The sequence below is a fragment of the Streptomyces griseoruber genome (assembly GCF_001514205.1).
In the GTDB taxonomy this organism is placed as follows: domain Bacteria; phylum Actinomycetota; class Actinomycetes; order Streptomycetales; family Streptomycetaceae; genus Streptomyces; species Streptomyces griseoruber.
Genome location: NZ_KQ948765.1, coordinates 1,862 through 18,979, shown reverse-complemented (window position 1 = coordinate 18,979; position 17,118 = coordinate 1,862). Strand labels below are relative to the sequence as shown.

General features: G+C 73.7%; 16 protein-coding genes. 2 read left to right on the top strand and 14 right to left on the bottom strand.

Annotated elements, in window-relative coordinates; translation table 11 throughout:
* Nucleotides 1–3: 3 nt before the first annotated feature.
* Nucleotides 4–1,389, bottom strand: a complete 1,386-nt coding sequence (locus AQJ64_RS08440) for an NAD(P)/FAD-dependent oxidoreductase (RefSeq protein ID WP_055638427.1) — start codon at nucleotides 1,387–1,389, stop codon at nucleotides 4–6.
* A gap of 225 nt (nucleotides 1,390–1,614) precedes the next feature.
* Here AQJ64_RS08440 and AQJ64_RS08435 point away from each other — a divergent pair, with 225 nt between their 5' ends.
* Nucleotides 1,615–2,076 carry a MarR family winged helix-turn-helix transcriptional regulator gene (locus AQJ64_RS08435; protein WP_059202534.1) on the top strand — a complete coding sequence of 154 codons (462 nt, stop codon included), beginning with the start codon at nucleotides 1,615–1,617 and terminating at the stop codon, nucleotides 2,074–2,076.
* 7 nt (nucleotides 2,077–2,083) lie between these two features.
* Here AQJ64_RS08435 and AQJ64_RS08430 read toward each other — a convergent pair whose 3' ends face one another.
* Genes AQJ64_RS08430 through AQJ64_RS08405 form a run of 6 tightly spaced genes read right to left on the bottom strand, consistent with a single transcriptional unit; the run spans nucleotide 2,084 to nucleotide 7,844 of the window.
* Nucleotides 2,084–3,805 (bottom strand): PP2C family protein-serine/threonine phosphatase, encoded by a 1,722-nt coding sequence (locus tag AQJ64_RS08430; protein WP_055638426.1) that lies wholly within the window; start codon nucleotides 3,803–3,805, stop codon nucleotides 2,084–2,086.
* Nucleotides 3,802–4,839: an ATP-binding SpoIIE family protein phosphatase gene (locus AQJ64_RS08425; RefSeq protein ID WP_055638434.1), complete on the bottom strand. Its 1,038-nt coding sequence runs from the start codon at nucleotides 4,837–4,839 to the stop codon at nucleotides 3,802–3,804. Before AQJ64_RS08425 ends, AQJ64_RS08430 begins: the two co-directional genes overlap by 4 nt.
* Nucleotides 4,839–5,282 (bottom strand): anti-sigma regulatory factor, encoded by a 444-nt coding sequence (locus AQJ64_RS08420; protein ID WP_055638425.1) that lies wholly within the window; start codon nucleotides 5,280–5,282, stop codon nucleotides 4,839–4,841. The genes AQJ64_RS08425 and AQJ64_RS08420 overlap by 1 nt, the downstream gene beginning before the upstream one ends.
* Nucleotides 5,279–5,695, bottom strand: coding sequence for an STAS domain-containing protein (locus tag AQJ64_RS08415; protein ID WP_055638424.1), 417 nt, complete (start codon nucleotides 5,693–5,695; stop codon nucleotides 5,279–5,281). The genes AQJ64_RS08420 and AQJ64_RS08415 overlap by 4 nt, the downstream gene beginning before the upstream one ends.
* Nucleotides 5,692–6,600: an STAS domain-containing protein gene (locus AQJ64_RS08410; protein ID WP_055638423.1), complete on the bottom strand. Its 909-nt coding sequence runs from the start codon at nucleotides 6,598–6,600 to the stop codon at nucleotides 5,692–5,694. Before AQJ64_RS08410 ends, AQJ64_RS08415 begins: the two co-directional genes overlap by 4 nt.
* A gap of 38 nt (nucleotides 6,601–6,638) precedes the next feature.
* Entirely contained in the window at nucleotides 6,639–7,844 is a 1,206-nt protein-coding gene (locus AQJ64_RS08405) for a PP2C family protein-serine/threonine phosphatase (protein WP_244902642.1), read from the bottom strand.
* A 117-nt stretch (nucleotides 7,845–7,961) separates the two neighbouring features.
* On the opposite strand from AQJ64_RS08405, the gene AQJ64_RS08400 reads away from it, so the two are divergent.
* Nucleotides 7,962–8,456 carry a MarR family winged helix-turn-helix transcriptional regulator gene (locus tag AQJ64_RS08400; protein WP_167739003.1) on the top strand — a complete coding sequence of 165 codons (495 nt, stop codon included), beginning with the start codon at nucleotides 7,962–7,964 and terminating at the stop codon, nucleotides 8,454–8,456.
* Between the two features lie 207 nt (nucleotides 8,457–8,663).
* Here the strand turns inward: AQJ64_RS08400 and AQJ64_RS08395 are convergent, their stop codons facing one another.
* From AQJ64_RS08395 to AQJ64_RS08365, 7 genes are all read right to left on the bottom strand, one after another.
* Nucleotides 8,664–9,053: an STAS domain-containing protein gene (locus AQJ64_RS08395; RefSeq protein ID WP_055637116.1), complete on the bottom strand. Its 390-nt coding sequence runs from the start codon at nucleotides 9,051–9,053 to the stop codon at nucleotides 8,664–8,666.
* 167 nt (nucleotides 9,054–9,220) lie between these two features.
* The gene (locus tag AQJ64_RS08390; protein ID WP_055637115.1) at nucleotides 9,221–9,655 is read right to left on the bottom strand and encodes an ATP-binding protein; all 435 of its coding nucleotides are present in this window, start codon (nucleotides 9,653–9,655) and stop codon (nucleotides 9,221–9,223) included.
* 160 nt (nucleotides 9,656–9,815) lie between these two features.
* Nucleotides 9,816–11,714, bottom strand: coding sequence for an AMP-dependent synthetase/ligase (locus tag AQJ64_RS08385; protein ID WP_055637114.1), 1,899 nt, complete (start codon nucleotides 11,712–11,714; stop codon nucleotides 9,816–9,818).
* A gap of 165 nt (nucleotides 11,715–11,879) precedes the next feature.
* Nucleotides 11,880–12,974 (bottom strand): glutamate--cysteine ligase 2, encoded by a 1,095-nt coding sequence (locus AQJ64_RS08380; protein ID WP_055637113.1) that lies wholly within the window; start codon nucleotides 12,972–12,974, stop codon nucleotides 11,880–11,882.
* An 88-nt stretch (nucleotides 12,975–13,062) separates the two neighbouring features.
* On the bottom strand, nucleotides 13,063–15,270 hold the full coding sequence (gene glgB, locus AQJ64_RS08375; RefSeq protein WP_055637112.1) for a 1,4-alpha-glucan branching enzyme: 2,208 nt from the start codon (nucleotides 15,268–15,270) through the stop codon (nucleotides 13,063–13,065).
* Nucleotides 15,271–15,274: 4 nt separating this feature from the next.
* Nucleotides 15,275–16,636, bottom strand: a complete 1,362-nt coding sequence (locus tag AQJ64_RS08370) for a maltokinase N-terminal cap-like domain-containing protein (protein ID WP_055637111.1) — start codon at nucleotides 16,634–16,636, stop codon at nucleotides 15,275–15,277.
* 28 nt (nucleotides 16,637–16,664) lie between these two features.
* Nucleotides 16,665–17,118, bottom strand: a 454-nt coding sequence (locus AQJ64_RS08365) for an alpha-glucosidase C-terminal domain-containing protein (protein ID WP_079061534.1), incomplete at its 5' end; no start/stop codon positions are given.

Sequence of the window (17,118 nt, the reverse complement as noted above, 5' to 3'; positions counted from 1 at the left end):
CCGTCACCCGGACCCGGGACCCGAGCCCTCGACGTGCGCCCGTACCTGCTCGGGTGTCAGATAGCTGTCCGTGTACTCGAAGTCCTTCAGCTTCGCGGGCCGGCGCGCCTGGAACCCGGTGCGGACGAAATCGTCGCCCGCGACCGCGTTCAGCGTCCAGTTCGTCAGCACCCGCGCCTTGGCCACGCCCGTGCGCAGCGCCGACCAGTGGTAGCCGCGCGCCACGGCCTGCGCGGGCAGCCCCCGCAGCTCGATGCCGAGCGGCTTGGACACCGCGTCGGTGCCGCCGAGGTCGACGACCAGTCCGAGGTCCTTGTGCACGTACGGCCGCGTCGGCCGCCCGCGCAGCTTCGCGACGACGTTGTCGGCGACGACCTTGCCCTGCCGCATGGCGTGCTGCGCGGTCGGCGGGCAGACCGCGGCCTCCTCGCCGTTGGCGGCCTTCGCCTCGTCCGGCACCGCGGCCGCGTCACCGAGGGCGAACACCCCGTCCTGGCCCGGCAGATCCAGGTGGGAGGTGACCGCGAGCCGTCCGCGCAACGTCTGGGCACCGAGCGTGGCGATCAGCGGGCTGGCCACCACCCCGGCCGTCCAGATCAGCGTGCGGGTCGGGATCACCCGTCCGTCGGTGAAGGTGACCTCCTCCGGGCCGGCCTTGGCGATGGACACGCCCAGCGAGATGTCGATGCCCCGCCTGCGCAGCACGTCCTGCGCGCTGGAGCCCAGCTTGTCGCCGAGCTCCGGCATCAACTTGGGCGCGATGTCGATGAGATGCCACTTGATCAGGGCGGGGTCGATCCGGGGATAGCGCTTGACCGCGTTGTGCGTCAGCAGTTGCAGACAGGCGGCGGTCTCGGTGCCCGCGTAGCCGCCGCCCACGACCACGAACTGGAGCCGGGAGGCCCGCTCGGCCGGGTCGTGACTGGCGTCGGCGAGGTCGAGCTGGCTGATGACGTGGTCGCGGACGTACGCGGCCTCGGCGAGCGTCTTCATGCCGAAGGCGTGCTCGGTCAGCCCCGGGATGTCGAAGGTGCGGGTCACACTGCCGGGTGCCAGCACGATGTAGTCGTACGGCTCGTTCACGATCTCGTCGGTGATGGTGCGGATGACGCAGACCTTCGCCTTCAGGTCCACGCCGATGGCGCCGCCCGGGATGATCCTGGTGCGGTACTTCTTGCTGCGCCGCAGTGACACGGCGATCGACTGGGGCGTCAGCACCCCCGAGGCGACCTGCGGCAGCAGCGGCAGATAGAGCTGGTAGGCGAACGGCGTCACCAGAGTGATCTCGGCTTCCGAAGCGGCGAGCTGGCGTTCCAGACGCCGAACGCATCCCACTCCCGCGAAGCCCGCGCCCACCACCAGGATCCTGGGTCGTGTCACGGTGTCCATCCCTTTCTGCGGCTCCAGGCGTCTGACGTCATGCGTGTGCCCTCCCGCGAGCCGTCGCACCCCATCGATCCCACCCCGCCCGGACCGGTTCCGCCAGCCGGGCGAGGCATGCAGACGAACGTTTCTGCTGAGGCCTCCGTCGTACCCCGCGCAAGGGCCGTGTACGCCAGGTACCTCCGGGTAGGCCGAGGTACATGACAACTGCGGTGGCCGGAGGGTACTGACGTGGAGCGCGCGGAGGGCTCCGACGCCCGGGGAGGCCCGGAGGCGGCGGCGCGGCACCTGGCCGACGCGGTGGAGTCCCTGGTGGCCTGCTGGCTCGCGGCGGCCGAGGAGGCGGTGCCCCGGCTGCCCGCCCGGCAGCTGCTCGCGCTCAGGACGGTCCGGCGCAGACCCGAGCTCAATCTGACCGCGCTCGCCGAGCACCTCGGCATCGGGGTGCCCACCGCGAGCCGGCTCTGCGACCGGCTGGAGGCCGCGGGCCTGATCGAGCGGACCGTGCAGCCGCGCAACCGGCGCGAGGTCCAGCTCGTGGTGACCGCCTACGGAAGCCGGGTCCTCGCCGACGTCACCGAGCGGCGGGTGCGCCGGCTCGCGGCCGTGCTCGCAGGCCTGACCCCCGCCCAGCGCACGGCCCTGGAACAGGGGCTGTACGCCTTCCGGCACGCGTACACCGGGGAGGGCTGAACAGCGGTCAGCGCTCAGCGGCCCCGGCCGCCCCGGTGTCGCCGTCGAGGTGGCACAGCAGCAGACACACGTCGTCGTCGCGCTCCGAGTCGCTCAGCATCGGATCCAGGATGCGCTCCGCCGCACCGTCGAGATCCCCCTCCAGCTCCCGGGTACGGAACCCGCCGAGGGTCGCCGCGAGCCGTTCGATGCCCGGGTCTATGCCCTGGGCGCGCCGCTCGACCAGCCCGTCCGTGTACAGCGCCAGCGTGGATCCGGGCGCGAGCGGGACCGTGTGGTCGGCGATCTCCTGGCGCAGCGGGATGCCGAGCATCGCCCCGGGTTTGGCGTCGAGGGTGCGCACCCGTCCGTCCGGACCGCGCAGCACCGGCGGCGGATGACCGGCGGCGGCCCAGGTCAGCGACGGCTCCCCGGGCCGGAACCGGGCGATCACGGCGGTGGCGTACAGATCGGGCTGGAGATGGTGGAGGAAGACGTGCAGGCGGGTCAGCAGCTGCCCGGGGCTGGCGCCGTCGACGGCGTAGGCGCGCAACGCGGTGCGCAGCTGGCTCATCATCACGGCCGCGTGCAGCCCGTGCCCGGTGACGTCCCCGATGACGACGATCAGACTGCCGTCCGGGCGGCGGAACGCGTCGTACCAGTCGCCGCCGATGTTGAGCCCGTACGTGGCGGGCAGATAGCGGGCCGCCAGGCGCAGACCGGGGACCCTCGGCAGATCGGTCAGCAGGGCCCGCTGGAGCGTCTCGGCGATGTCCCGGTTGTGTGCGAAGCGGCGCGCGTGGTCCAGGGCGGTGCTCGCCCGCCGGGTCAGCTCCACCAGCATCACCGCGTCGTCGGGGTCCCAGCGCTCGCCCGGCGGGGTCAGCGTCAGTACGCCGAGGGGCGCGCGCCGGGTCGCCAGCGGCACGCACAGCATCGGACGGGCGGGATCCAGCGCCGACGGCGGGTGATCGTCTATGCCCGGCAGCCCGCCGGGAGCCGCGGCCGCGTACCGGGGCCGTCCGGTGCGGGCGGCGAGCACGGCCGCCGCCGGGTGCGCGGCACGCTCCCGCCGGTCGTCCTCGGCGTCGAACAGCCAGACGTCGACCGTGCGGGCGTACTCGGGGACCAGCAGTTCGGGCAGCCGGCGCACGATCTGTTCCTGGTTCAGGGACGCCGTCAGCGCGGCGCTGGCGTCCGCCAGGAACGTCAGCCGGCGGCGGGCGCTCTCCGCCTCCCGGCGGGCCGCCCGCTCCGCCGAGAACGCCTCGCGCTGGGCCCGCCCGGCGGCGTCGAGCTCCGCGTGCAGCGCCAGCACCCCCTGGTTGGTCTGGTGCAGCTCCTCGCGGTGGAAGCCGACGAGCTCCTCCTGCTCGGCGAGCCGGTCCAGGACCAGCGAGGTGTCCTCGTCGGCGCCCAGCAGAGCCTCCGCGAGCAGCACCGGATCGTCCGCGACACCGGTGCAGACCACGGCGTCGGACGGCTCCGGGCAGGGCACCGCCGTACGCCACACGGGTTCCCCGGCACCGGACAGGGGCAGCACCTCCAGCGCGAGCAGACCGTCCGCGACCCGTGCGGTGAGCCGCCAGTCGCCGCCCTTGGTCAGACACCGGCGCAGCCGCCCGCTGAGTGCCGCCGCGAGCCCGGTGCGCTCCAGGGGCGGCACGCCGTACGCGGCGGCGAGGCGGGCGGTGTCGATCCGGGCGCGGGCCGCGTCGGTGACGGTGGTGATCTGCCAGCTACGGGTCATGGGAGGTCCGGCGGGTCGGGGGACAGGACGGCCACCGCGGTGTCGTCGCGCACCGGGCGCGCGGGACTGCCCGCGTCGCGCACGGTCACCGCGGCGGTGACGGCGGGGTCGGCGCCCGGCAGGCCGGGGCCGGACGGCGGCACCCATCGGCTGGGCAGCCCGTCGGTGTGCAGGATCAGCAGCCGGTCCGCCGCCCAGGGCACCTCGGTCTCCGGCACGGTCGCGGGCCGGTGCACGCCGACGATCCCCGGCCGCGACAGCAGCGGACGCCAGGCGCCGCCCTCGTACAGCCGGGCCCCCGTGTTGCCGACGCCCGCGAACCGCAGCCGCCCGGCCCGCGGGTCGAGCTGCGCCACCGCGACGGCCGCGCCCCGGGTGCCGCGCAGCGCCCCGTCGAGGCACCCCAGCACCTCGGCGGGGGACAGATGGGCGCACCGCCGCAGTTCCCGCGCCGCCGCCGTCGAGGCGTGCGCGGCCTCGGGGCCGTGCCCGAGCCCGTCGGCCAGCATCAGGGTGAGCAGGCCGGCCGCGTGGACGCAGGTCCACAGGTCGCCGGAGTACGCCGCGCCCGCGAACGGCACGTTGATCCCGCCGGCCCGCGCGCCGACGGCGGGCGCCCTCGGTGGGGCGTCCAGCCGGGCCAGGGCGACCGTGCCCCGGCCCGGGGAGCCGTCCAGGCCGAAGGCGTCCGCCAGCCGGCGGCAGGTGCCGAGCCCGGCGCCGAGCGAACCCGTCGTGGAGAACCCGTCCACCAGGGCGGCCGGCACGTCGGCGATGCCCGGACCGTGGTCGACCGCAGCGATCTGGAGCGCCGGCGCCGAGCCCTGCCCGGTGGGCGGCGCCACCGCCTCCACCAGCACCTGCCCCCCGCCCGCGTGCTTGAGGAGGTTGGTGGCCAGCTCCGTCGCGATCAGGGCGGCCGCCGCGGTGCGCGACTCGTCCAGACCGGCCAGCGCCGCCGCTTCCTCCGCGGCCACCCGGGCGTCGCGCACCCGCGTCGAGTCGTGCACCGGTACGTCCCACACGCGGGCCATCAGAACCCCCCGCGCGGCCGGGGCGCACGCGCCGTCCACGAGGTCACCGTGACGGTGGTGCCGACCCCGGGCGTGCTGTCGATGGCGAACTCGTGCACCAGCCGCCGCGCCCCGCCGAGCCCGAGCCCGAGCCCGACCCCGGAGGTGTAACCGTCGCTGAGCGCCCGCTCCAGGTCGGGGATGCCCGGCCCGCGGTCGCTGAACGTCAGCCGCAGCCCCGCCCGGCGGCCGTCTCCGACCATCGTGGCCTCCACCTCGCCGCCACCGCCGTACACCAGGGTGTTGCGGGCCAGTTCACTGGCCGCGGTGACCAGCTTGGTCTGCTCCACCAGGCCGAAGCCGAGCGTGGCGGACGCCTGGCGCACATGCTGGCGGACCCGGACCAGATCCAGGTCCGAGCGGATCGGCAGCCGGGCCTCGACGCCCGCGGCGGCCGCGCTCACCGGGCGTCCCGGTGCGGGCCGCCGGGCCGGGCCGCGTCCGCCCGGCCGAGCAGCTCCAGCGCCGCCTCGGTGCTCAGCGCGGTCCGCAGCCCCGGCAGGGTCAGACCGAGTTCCACCAGGGTGAGCGCGACCGCCGGCCGCATCCCGGCCACCACGGTCCGCGCGGCCAGCAGCCGGGCGTGCGCGGCGATCTCGGCCAGGACCCGGCCGAGGAAGGAGTCGACGATCTCCACCCCCGAGATGTCGATGACCACGCCGGCCACCCGGCTGTCCACGATCGCCTGCGCGATGTCCTGCTGGAGCCGCGCGGCCATGCCGTCGTACAGATCGCCCTGGAGGGTGACCAGCAGGACGTCGCCGAGTCTGAGCACCGGGACGGAGACCGCGCCGGGCCGCGGGAAGTCGTCGTTCACCTGGCTTGTGCACCGCCCGGCGCCGCGCGCACGATGTCCGCGCCCAGCCGGCGCAGGGCGTACCCGAGGGCGTCGGCGAGGCTCGCCCGGGTGATCACCGTGCCCAGGTCGAGGCCGAGGTGCACGATGGTCTGCGCGATCGCGGGCCGGATGCCCGAGACGACGCACTCGGCGCCCATCAGCCGGACCGCCGCCACGGTCTTCATCAGATGCTGGGCGACCAGCGAGTCCACGGTCGGCACGCCGGTGATGTCGAGGATCGCGAACCGGGCCTGCTGGTCGACGACCGACTCCAGCAGCGTCTCCATCACGACCTGGCTGCGGGCGCTGTCCAGGGTCCCGATCAGCGGGACCGCGACGATCCCGTCCCACAGCCGGATGACGGGGGTGGCGACCTCCAGCAGTTGCAGCCGCTGCCGGTCGATCAGGGCCTCGCCCTCGCTCAGCGCGGTCTCCATCACCACCAGGCGCAGGGTGCCCATCAGGACGGTCAGCGCCGTCGTGCACGCCCGCACGTGCTCGGCCGACGCGTCCGGCAGCTCCGCGACGAGCAGCTCGTCGGCCGGCACCCGCAACGCGTCCACCTCGGTCGACACCCGGGACGGGGTGAGCCCGGTACGGGCCCGCGCCGCCGCCATCCGGGACAACTGCTCACGTACGACGGTGAATCCGGGGTCCGCCGGGTCCTCCACGCGTCCGTGCCCGGCCACCTGGGCGAGCGCGTCGACCACGACCCGCCCCGCCTCCACCGCCTCGTCCCGGGCGACGGTGAACACCGTGCGGAACAGGGGCTCGTCGGCCCACCGCTGGGCGAGCTGCTCCCGCCGCCGGCGCAGGAACGCCCCGACCTCGCTGCCGGGGTTCTCGGGCGTCCTGTGCCGTGCGGCCGTCTCGTGCTCCGCCAACCTGCCTCACTCCTCGTCTGCTGCGTGCCGCCGCTGGGTCAGGGGGTGCCGGACGGCGGCGCGGTCGGCCTGCCGAACCAGTCGAGGCACACCACCAGCGCGTCGTCGTCCGGCTCGGGTCTGCCGCGGTGGCCGGAGAGTTCCCGCAGGACCGCGGCCGGCACCTCCGCCGCAGGCAGCAGCGCCGCGGAGTTCACCGCCCGGGCCAGCGCCCGCTCGCCGTAGCTCTCCCCGCCGGGCCCGGGCACCGCGTGCACGCCGTCGCTGACGAACAGCAGCCGGTCGCCCGGTTCCAGGGTGAACTCCTGGGCGACGTAGTCCGTCTCCTCGAACATGCCGAGCGGGAGCTGCGCCTCGAGGTCCACCGCGGTCAGCACCCGGTCGCGCAGCAGCAGCATCCGCGGCGACCCGGCGTCGACGACCTGCGCCCGGCCCGTGGACAGCTCGATGTCCACCAGCAGCACGGACAGATGCGCCTCGCCCCGGTAGTGGGCGTGGATCGCCTGGTCCGCCAGCGCGGCCTGGTCCGCGATGGGGATGCCCGCGCGGCGGGCGTTGCGCAGCGCGTTGATGCCGAGACCGGTGAGCAGGGACGCCTCGATGCCCTCGCCCATGCCGTTGGTGACGTACACCATCAGATGGTCCGCGGACGCCGACCAGTCGAAGTTGTCGCCGTGGATCGCGTACGCGGGCTCCAGCTGGGCGCCGAGCGCGTAGGCGTCCCGGGCGCAGGACCGCGCGGGCAGCAACTGCCACTGCATCTCGGCCGCGAGCGTCAGCCGGTCGGTGCGGCGGGCCTGGAGATAGCGGTCGGTGTCGCGTTCGGCGACCACCAGCTCATGGCCCAGCAGCCGTGCCACCTCGGCGAGTTCGGCGAGCGGGCCGGGTCCGGCCGCCTCGGCGGGCAGGGTCACGGACAGCACGCCGAGCCGGTCGCCGCGCACGGTGACGGGCAGATGCGCGCGTACCCGGCCGCCGTCGAGCCGCTCGACGTGGGGCTCCTGGGCGCCGTAGGCCCGCCCGGGGGCGCCGGCGCGCACGGGCACGGGGTCGGGGGCGACGCCGTACGCCGCGGGGGAGACGGGCAGCAGGACGGTCGCGCCGTAGTCGGCGAGGCACAACTCGGCCGTCTCGGCGGCGTAGTGGGCGCGGAGCACCTCGCGCAGCGCCTCGGGCACCTCGTGGGCGGCCGCGGAGCGCAGGGCGCGCCCGGCGGTCACGAGCCGGTTCACGATGTCGGTCACGCCTTTCTCCGGGTAGGGCCGGGACGGGGGGAAGGGGCCGCGGTGACACGGCTGCCGGGCGGGGTCCGGCGGGGGTGGGCTGACAGCGTCACGGAAGCCTGGGAGAGTGGCTCCGTGATGTCCCCCTCCTCGCGCTCCTCGCGCTCCTTGCGTCCGCAGCCCCAGGAGGTCGCGCGTGTGACCTCGGAGGCGGCGGAGCTGCTGGAGGTCCTGTGGGGCCGTGCCTCCACGGCCCCGGTCTCCGCCTCCCAGCTGCGCGTGCTGTTCATCCTGGAGCACAACGAGGGCATCAACCTGCGGACCCTCGCCGACCACCTGGGCTCGACCCCGCCGTCCACCAGCCGGCTGTGCGACCGGTTGCAGGCCGTGGGCTTCGTCGAGCGCAGGGCGGCCGCGAACAGCCGCCGTGAACTCCAGCTGTTCCTGAGCCGGCACGGGCGTGCCTTCCTCACCGATCTGCGCGCGCGGCGGGAGAGTGCCCTGCAGGCCGTCCTGGAGCAGATGCCGGCCGCGCAGCGCGACGCGCTGCTACGGGGTCTGGAGGCCTTCTGCGCCGCCGCGGCCGAACAGATCCACGAGCCGGCCGGCCCGGCCGACGCGGCCACGGCCTGACTTCCTCGGGCGTCCGCCGCGGGCCGCCGTGGCGCGCCGCGGGTGGTCGTCCTCGCCCACCGGCACATCCGTGATCCCTCCCGCGTGACTGCCCCGCACACTTTGTTGCCTCATGCTCACAGTTGTCAAATGGCAACTGTTGCCCGTGGGGGCCCGTGGGTGCCCGCGCACCTGCGCCTTTCCGGCGGGTGCGGCGCGGCTCCCCGCTCAGGCCTCCTGATCCGTCCCGGCCTCGCCCCGGTCGACGAGGTCCAGCGCGTCACCGACCTCCTCCGAGATCGGCACCGTGAGGCTGACCCCGGTCAGATCGAGCACGCGCCGCACGGCGGGCGTCGGCGCGATGACATGGACGCTGCCGGGCAGCGCGCGGGCCTCGTGGTGGATACGCAGGATGATGTTCATGCCGGACGAGTCCATGAACGGCACGGCCGAGAGGTCGAGCAGGAAGTGCCGGCGGCCGTGGTGGAGCTGGTTCGCCAGCTGTGCCTGGAGCCCGGTCGCGGTGTCGAGGTCCAGATGGCCTTCGACCGTCACCAGGGCGACGTCCTCCCGGACCACGTCGACCTCGACGGACAGGGGGTGCTGGGCGGTGGACACGACTACCTCCGAAAGCTGACGGTCGGGACCGGTCGCCCCGGCGAACGGCTGCGCAGCGGGGGCCGGGGGCGACGGACGGGCGGATTCCTCCAGGGGCTGCGGCCTTCTTCTCGCGCCGAGCGGCTACCCCGGAACCCGTCCCTCATGCCCTGGGTGTCCGGACTGCCTCACCACGGCAGGAACACGTGAATCTCCTTGCCCGCCCCGTCCGGGACCACGCTGACCTGCGTGCCCAGCGCCTCGATCAGATACCAGCCGATGCCGCCGCCCCCGCTCTCCGGCCGGAAGGGCCGCGGGGCCGGCGGTGCGGCGCTGGTGTCGTGCACGGTGACGTGCACCCCGTCGAACGTCGGCCGCAGCGCCAGCTCGAACGGCCCCGGAGCGAACCGGACGGCGTTGGACGCCAGTTCCGTGACGATCAGCACGATGTCGTGCCAGCACTCCGGCGCGGACGGCGGGGTGACCTCCGCGAGCGCGTCGAGGAACTCCTCCGCGGCCAGCCGGGCGCCGGTCACGTCGTGCGGCTCGCCCGCGAACCGTACGGTGCGGCCCGGCACGGCCGCACAGGCCGGGGTGTCGTCGCCGCGCGGGTCGATCGCCATGTCGTGGGTGCGGCCCTCCGGCAGCGGGGGCCGGCGTCCTTTCTCGTACGGATCTCTCTCGTCGCCACTCACAGGGTTCCCGAGCCGGCCCGCCCTACGCGCTCCCGGCCGCCCTCGTCCGCCCTCGTCCGCCCTTGTCCGTACGCACGCCCCGCGCCGCTCAGCGGAACACGTCGTCCGCGTCGTCCCAGCTCAGGATCTCCTCCGTCGGGGCCTGCCGCGGCAGCCGGGCCCTCGCCTGGTACATCGCCTCGATCTCCGCCGCGTAGTGCCGCACGATCGAGTCGCGGCGCAGCTTCATGGACGGGGTCAGCAGACCGTTGGTCTGGTCGAAGGGCTGGGGCAGGATCCGGAAGGCGCGGATCGACTCCGAGCGGGACACCGTGCTGTTGGCCGCGGCGACCGCCCGGGCGATCTCCTCCCGCAGCGCGTTCTCCTCGCGAGCCTCCCGGCTCTCCCCGTACAGGGTCAGGTTGCCGCGCCAGTGCGCCAGGAAATCGGGGTCCAGGGTGATCAGCGCGCCCACGCAGGGCCGGTTGTCGCCGACGACCACCGCCTGGTGCACGAGCGGATGCATCCGCAGCCGCTGCTCCAGCGCGGCCGGGGCCACGCTCTTGCCGCTGCTGGTGATGATGACGTCCTTCTTGCGCCCGGTGATGGTCAGATAGCCGTCGTTGTCCAGGAAGCCCAGATCGCCCGTGGCCAGCCAGCCGCCCCGCAGCGCGGCCCGGGTCGCGCCCTCGTCGTTGACATAGCCCTGGAACACCGACGGTCCGCGCACCAGGATCTCCCCGTCGTCCGCCACCCGGATGTCCGTGCCCGGCAGGGCCTGCCCGACCGTCCCGGACCGCTCCCGGCCGAGCGGCTGCATGGTGACCCCGCCGCTGGTCTCGGTGAGCCCGTACCCGTCGTGCACGTACACGCCGATGCCCTCGTAGAACAGGGACAGGTCGCGGTGGAGCGGGGAGCCGCCGGAGGTGGCGCGGTGGACCCGGCCGCCCAGCGCCGCGCGCAGCCGGCGGTACACCGTCCGCTCGAACAGCGCGTGCTGGAGCCGCAGGTCGAAGCCGGGCCCCGAACCCCGGCCCAGCCGACTCCGTTCGACGGCCGCCGCGAAGTCCCGCGCGGTCTCCGCGGCCCGCTCGAACAGCGCCCCGCGGCCCGCCTCCTGCGCCACCCGCAGGAAATTCTTGTAGATCTTCTCGAACACCGACGGCACCGCGTACAGATACGTCGGCCGGAAGGACTGGAGCGCCGCCGAGAGCGACTCCGCGCCGAGTTCGGGCTCGTGCCCCATCAGGATGCCCCCGCGCAGACACAGCCCCTGGATCATCAGGCCGTACACATGGGAGAACGGCAGGAACGCGAGGACGGAGGCCTGCTCCCCGGCCGGCGCGGCGGTCTGTCCCCAGCCGGCGAGCAGGGTGTCGCAGGGACTGGCCAGGCTGCGGTGGCTCAGCGCGCAGCCGAGCGGACGGCCCGAGGTGCCCGAGGTGTACGCGATCACCGCGGTGGAGTCGGGCAGCACGATCCGGCGCAGCGAGTCCACGGTGGTCACCGGGACGTACTCACCGCGCCGCGCGAGCGCGTCCAGCGCTCCCGTGTCCAGCTGCCAGACGTGCCGCAGCCGGGGCAGGGTCGCACACACCGACCCCACCGTCATGACGCTCTGCTCGTCCTCGACGACCACGCCCACACAGGCCGAGTCCCGCAGGATCCACTCGACCTGGTCCCGCGAGGAGGTCGGGTACACGGGCACCACCTCGGCGCCCACCGCCCACAGGGCGTAACTGAGGACGGTCCACTCGTACCGGGTGCGCGCCATGATCGCGACGCGGTGGCCCGGGGAGATCCCGGACGCCACGAACCCCTTGGCCAGGTCCACCACCTCGTCGCGCAGCTCGACGGCCGTCACCTCGTCCCAGGTGGCGGAGCCGGGCGCACGGCGGCGGGCCAGCACGGCGAGCGTCGGGGTGCGGGCCGCTGTCTCGAAAACGCTGTCGGCCAGCCCTCCGGTCAGGGGCGAAACGGCTGGGGGAGCGACAGCGAAGTCGCGCATACGCTGCTCCTGACATGTACGAAGGGTGACCCCGTCGACGAGAACTGTTATCGACGCTGGCGAATGTAGCCCAGGTGGGACCGGTTGTGGCCGGGAACCGACCAAGTGATGAGCGTCGGTGACCTGGCCCGTCGGAGGGCGCAGACGGAAACCGGCCAAGCGGCCTCAGGTCTGCGTCTGCCGCACGCAGGTGGTGACGACCTCGCGCAGGCTGCCCGTACGCTCGAACACCTCACGCTGCATCTGCGACCCGTTGCCGTTCAGCAGCAGTCCGGCGCACGACTCCCGGGCCCGCTCCAGGTCCCCGCTGTCCGTGAGCGCGTCCTCGACGTACTCCAGCAGCGACCGTACGACGGTCTCGGCGGGCGCGTTCCGCATGGTCAGGGGGTCGACCAGGTCCCCGGTCAGACCGGAGCGGGCGGCCCGCCAGTCGGCCAGCCGCAGCAGGCTGACACTGTGGTCCGCCGGCTCCTTTCCGGCCTCCCAGTCACGGGCGGCCGTCTCCACGAGGGCCCGCGCCAGCGTCGCGACGAGGACGGCGGTGTGCGCGTGCAGACAGACGTCCGCCACCCTGACCTCCACCGTCGGCCAGCGCGCCGACAGCCGGGCGTCGAAGTAGACCATCTTCTCGTCGAGGATCGTCCCCGTGGCCAGCATGTCCGCCACCCGCCGGTGGTAGCGCTCGGCCGAGCCGAACAGCTCGGTCGGGCCGGCCGACGGCCAGCGCAGCCACACCCGGCTGCGATAACTGCTGTACCCCGTCTCCCGGCCCTGCCAGAAGGGAGAGTTGGCGCTGAGCGCGGTCAGCACCGACAGCCAGGGCCGGAGCCGGTCGATGACCGCTACCCCCTCCTCGTCGGAGGCGACCGAGACATGGACGTGACAGCCGCACACGATCTGCTCACGGGTCGCGATGCGGTACTGGTCGGCCATCCACCGGTAGCGCTGCCCGATGCTCACGGAGGGGCGCACCGCCAGCGGGGAGGTGGCGAGCGCGGCGACCGCGCAGCCGGCCTCCCGCGCGTGCTGGGCCGCCTCCGCGCGGATCCGGACGATGTCCGCGCCGAGCTCACCCATCTCCGACTGGGGATGGGTGGCGAACTCGACCATCTGGTTGTGCAGTTCCTTCTGGAAGACGGGCTCCTCCTCCGCCACCTCGTACCGCGCGGCGCGGGCGAGGACCGCGGCGGACAGCGCCCTGGGCTCCCCGGTCTCAGGGTCGACCAGGAGGAGCTCCTCCTCCACTCCGACGGTGCGCACGCGATGCGGCCTTTCTCTGCGTCCTGCCTGCTGACGGGTGGGACTGCTGACGGGTGGCACGCACCCGACTGCCCCCTGGGGGGCTGCCTCACACGGACGACGGCCTCAGCCACACCGTGGCCAGCGGCGGCAGCGTCAGCATCAGCTCCCCGTGCGCCGCTGCCTTGACCGGATCGGCGTGCACGACGTCACCGCCGCCGTACCGTGCCGCGTCGGTGTTGAGGACCTCCTCCCACACGGGTGCCTCACCGGGGACGGGCAGGAGGTAGTCGTGGCGGACCACGGGAGAGAAGTTGCTCACCGCGAGGAGCGGGGTGCCGTCGGCGCCGTACCGCAGGAACGCGAAGACGTTGTCGTCGGCGGCGTCCCCGAGCACCCACCGGAACCCGGCCGGGTCGGTGTCGCGCTCCCACAGCGCCGGGGTCGACCGGTACAGCGTGTTCAGATCACGCACCAGGTCCTGGACGCCCCGGTGGTCGCCCGCGGACGCGTACCCGGGGTCGAGCAGCCACCACTCGGGACCGTGCGCCTCGGACCACTCGGCCCCCTGCGCGAACTCCTGCCCCATGAACAACAGCTGCTTGCCGGGATGGGCCCACATGAACCCCAGATAGGCCCGGTGGTTCGCGCGCCGCTGCCACCAGTCGCCGGGCATCTTCGACACCAGCGCCTGCTTACCGTGCACCACCTCGTCGTGGGAGATGGGCAGCACGTAGTTCTCGCTGTACGCGTACACCATCGAGAAGGTCATCTCGTTGTGGTGGTACTTGCGGTGCACCGGTTCCTTCGCCATGTACTGGAGCGAGTCGTGCATCCAGCCCATGTTCCACTTCAGGCCGAAGCCCAGCCCGCCGCTGTCGGTCGGCCGGGTCACCCCGCCCCAGGCGGTCGACTCCTCGGCGATCGTGACGACCCCCGGGCACCGCCGGTACACGGTGGCGTTCATCTCCTGGAGGAACGCCATCGCGGCCAGATCCTCCCGCCCGCCGTACACATTGGGCTCCCACTGACCGGAGTCCCGCGAGTAGTCCAGGTAGAGCATCGAGGCGACGGCGTCCACCCGCAGCCCGTCGATGTGGAACTCCTCGCACCAGTACGTGGCGTTGGCGACCAGGAAGTTGCGCACCTCGGTCCGCGCGTAGTCGAACTCGAACGTCCCCCAGTCCGGGTGCTCGGCCCGCCGCGCGTCCCCGGGCTCGTACAGCGGATCCCCGTCGAACCGGGCCAGCGCCCAGTCGTCCTTCGGGAAGTGCGCCGGCACCCAGTCCACGATCACCCCGATGCCGGCCCGGTGCAGGGCGTCCACCAGGTACTTGAGGTCGTCCGGGGTGCCGAGCCGGGCCGTCGGCGCGTAGAAGCCGGTGACCTGGTAGCCCCAGGAACCGGCGAAGGGGTGCTGGGCGACCGGCATGAACTCCACATGCGTGAAGCCGAGGCCGTTCACGTAGGCCGGGAGCACCTCGGCCAGCTGCCGGTACGTCAGCCCCGGCCGCCAGGACGGCAGATGGACCTCGTAGACCGAGAACGGCGCCCGGTGCACCGGGACGTCACCCCGGTGCGCCATCCACTCCGCGTCGCCCCACTCGTGGTGCGAGGCGTGCACGATCGACGCCGTGTCCGGCGGGACCTCCGCCTGCCGCGCCATCGGGTCGGCCTTCAGGAACCGCCCGCCGTGCCGGGAGGTGATCTCGAACTTGTACCGGGTGCCCTCCCCGATGCCGGGCAGGAACAGCTCCCACACCCCGGCCGCGCCCAGCGACCGCATCGGGAACGCGGTCCCGTCCCAGCAGCAGAAGTCGCCCGCGACCCGCACGCCCCGGGCGTTCGGCGCCCACACCGTGAACCGGGTGCCGGCCACCCCCTGGTGGGTCATCGGCTCGGCGCCCAGCGCCCGCCACAGCTCCTCGTGCCGACCCTCCCGCACCAGATGCAGATCAAGGTCACCGAGCGCGGGCAGGAACCGGTACGGGTCCTCCACCTCGCACGGATCGCCGGCGTAGGACACCCGCAGGGTGTACGCCGGCACCTCGTCGAGCGGCAGTACGGCGGCGAAGAGACCGTCCTCCTCCGATGCCAGCGCGGTCGCCGTACCGCCGACCACCACGCTCACGGAGTCGGCGAACGGGCGCAGCGCCCGGAACAGCACGCCCCCCGCCACCGGGTGCGCGCCCAGCAGGGCGTGCGGGTCGTGATGGGCGCCCGACAGCAGACGGGCGCGTTCGGCGGGGTCGAGCGCGGGCGCCGCGAGCGGCCGGGGGCCGGCGGCCTCGGGGGGAGCGGTGTCGCGCAGGGCCATGGGGTCAGCCTCCTCGGACGGCGAGTCGTTCGATCGCCGCCATGGGTACGGGTAGCCAGTCGGGCCGGTTGCGGGCCTCGTACAGCACTTCGTAAACGGCGCGATCCGTCTCATAGGCACGCAGAAGGGCGTGCTTCTTCCGGGGATCCCAGCCCGCCCGGGCCGCGTAGCCCGCGCAGTAGGCCTCCCGGCAGCGGCGCGCCCACTCCGGCCGCCAGGGCCGCCGCTGCCGGGCGGCGTAGTCGAAGGAACGCAGCATGCCCGCGATGTCCCGCACCGGGGAGTGGGCGAGCCGCCGCTCGGCCAGCGGACGCGACGGCTCGCCCTCGAAGTCGATGACGAACCAGTCGCGCCCGGCCCGCAGCACCTGGCCCAGATGCAGATCGCCGTGGATGCGCTGGGCGGGCGGACCCTGGTCGCACACCGCGAGCGAGACGAACGCCGTGGTCAGACCCGGGACGAACGGCCGCAGCGCCGGCACGTGGTGCGCCGCCGCCTCCAGCCGCTCCGTCATCGCGGCCGCCGTACGCCCGTCCTCGGCGTCCGGACCGGCCGGCAGGGCCGCCGCGAGCGCCAGATGCACGTCGGCCGTCGCCCGGCCCAGCTCCTCGGCCTCCGAGGTGAAGTCCTCGCCCCGGGCCAGCGCCTGCAGCGCCAGCGTCCAGCCGTCCGCCGCGTCGGGCAGGAACGGCTGGAGCACGCCGAGTGTGGCCTCCTGGGGGTGGGTGGTGCGGAACCAGGCCACCGGCGCCGGGACCCGCCCGCACCCCTGGCCGGCCAGCGCCACCGGCACCTCCAGATCGGGGTTCACCCCCGGCTGGATCCGCCGGAAGATCTTCAGGATGTACGCGTCGCCGTACACCAGCGAGGTGTTGGACTGCTCGGCCTCCAGCAGCCGCGGTGCGAGCCCGGCGGGCAGCGACACCGACGGATCCGACTCGAAGCACAGCGGACCGAGTGTGCCCGGGTGCCGCATCCGCTCCAGGAGCAACTGCGCCGACCGGGGGTCCTGCAACGCGTCATGCACCGTGAGCCCGGCCAGCGGGCCGTCCTCGACCCTGCCGATCAGGGCCCGGCGCAGCCGGGGCGACAGATGCTCCTGGAGACCGAGGAGCAGCTGGTAGCAGTCACCGGCCGGGGGAGTGCCCCCGGGCGTCGGCACCCCGGACTGGCCCGCGTGCACGAGCAGATGCAGACAGCCCGGGTACAGCTCCGTCATCGACAGCATGCGCAGCTCGGTGAGCGGCCGGTCCTTCCCGGCGAACCAGCGCTGCCGGGGCAGCCACTCGCGCAGCAGCGCGACGAGCGGCCCCCCGGAGCGGAAGGCGCTCGCGGTGCTCGGCCTGAGCGGGGCGGTCTTCGTCACGATGACCCATCCTTTCCTCGGCGCACGCTCACGGGCGTCGGCCGACCCGGGCCGCGGCTCGGGTGAGCCGGAACCAGTAGAAGCCGTGCCCGGCCAGCGTGAGCAGATAGGGCAGCTCACCGATGGCCGGGAAGCGCACCCCGCCGAACAGCTCGACCGGATGGCGTCCGTCGAAGCGGCGCAGGTCGAGCTCGGTGGGCTGGGCGAAACGCGAGAAGTTGTGCACGCACAGCACCAGGTCGTCCTCGTATTCGCGCAGGAACGCGAGAACGGCCGGATTCGAGGACGGCAGCTCGGTGAAGGTGCCGAGGCCGAAGGCGGGGTTCTGCTTGCGGATCTCGATCATCCGGCGGGTCCAGTGCAGCAGCGAGGACGGATCCGCCATCGACGCCTCGACGTTGGTGACCTGGTAGCCGTAGACGGGGTCCATGATGGTCGGCAGATAGAGCCGCCCGGGGTCGCTGGAGGAAAAACCCGCGTTG

Coding starts and splice junctions, on each gene's coding strand:
- AQJ64_RS08440 (WP_055638427.1), bottom strand. CDS start 1,389: ATGGACACCGTGACACGACCCAGGATCCTGGTGGTGGGCGCGGGCTTC.
- AQJ64_RS08430 (WP_055638426.1), bottom strand. CDS start 3,805: ATGACCCGTAGCTGGCAGATCACCACCGTCACCGACGCGGCCCGCGCC.
- AQJ64_RS08425 (WP_055638434.1), bottom strand. CDS start 4,839: ATGGCCCGCGTGTGGGACGTACCGGTGCACGACTCGACGCGGGTGCGC.
- AQJ64_RS08400 (WP_167739003.1), top strand. CDS start 7,962: ATGTCCCCCTCCTCGCGCTCCTCGCGCTCCTTGCGTCCGCAGCCCCAG.
- AQJ64_RS08390 (WP_055637115.1), bottom strand. CDS start 9,655: ATGGCGATCGACCCGCGCGGCGACGACACCCCGGCCTGTGCGGCCGTG.
- AQJ64_RS08385 (WP_055637114.1), bottom strand. CDS start 11,714: ATGCGCGACTTCGCTGTCGCTCCCCCAGCCGTTTCGCCCCTGACCGGA.
- glgB (WP_055637112.1), bottom strand. CDS start 15,270: ATGGCCCTGCGCGACACCGCTCCCCCCGAGGCCGCCGGCCCCCGGCCG.